This is a genomic window from Leptospira soteropolitanensis (assembly GCF_026151655.1).
Taxonomy (GTDB): Bacteria; Spirochaetota; Leptospiria; order Leptospirales; family Leptospiraceae; genus Leptospira_A; species Leptospira_A soteropolitanensis.
Genome location: NZ_JAMQPN010000096.1, coordinates 1 through 602, shown reverse-complemented (window position 1 = coordinate 602; position 602 = coordinate 1). Strand labels below are relative to the sequence as shown.

Here is a 602-nt window from a genome sequence, read left to right as displayed (position 1 = left end):
GAAGGCTTAAAAATAAGGACAAAACCAAGGAAGAAACGGAAATTAGCTGATAGTAAACCTATTCCAATTCCAACTCAACCGAATGAGGTCTGGGCAATAGATTTTCTTCATGAGCGAACAATAGATGGTCGGAAGGCAAGAATTCTATCTGGTGTAGATCTTTGCACAAGAGAAAATGTTGTTTTATCAGCAGACTATTCCATTTCTTCTGAAAGATTAATTCGATTCTTAGAATCATTGCCTGCGCTTCCAAAATCGTTTGTAACTGACAATGGTCCTGAATTCACTTCTAGAGTTTTTATCAATTGGTTATCAAAGAATAATATCGGTATATCCTATATTGACCTTGGTAAACCAACTCAGAATGCATTCGTTGAAAGCTTCAATGGTAAGTTAAGATCTGAATGTTTGCAATTGAGCTTCTGTAGAGATTTGAATGAACTAAAGAATGAACTTTCTAAATTCCAAAAGGATTACAATGAAGAACGTCTCCATTCCTCTTTAAATTATTTGACTCCTTTAGAGTTCAAAGCGAAGTATGGAAATTGAGTTATGAGGATTTTACTAACTTAAGATTTGGTCCAACAAACGGGGGCAGGTCA

The 602-nt window shown here is 35.4% G+C and carries 1 protein-coding gene; it reads left to right on the top strand.

What is annotated here, in order from left to right; all coding sequences use genetic code 11:
• Positions 1 to 549: integrase core domain-containing protein (locus ND811_RS19690; protein WP_265365568.1), on the top strand; the 549-nt coding region annotated here is incomplete at its 5' end.
• Positions 550 to 602: the final 53 nt, after the last annotated feature.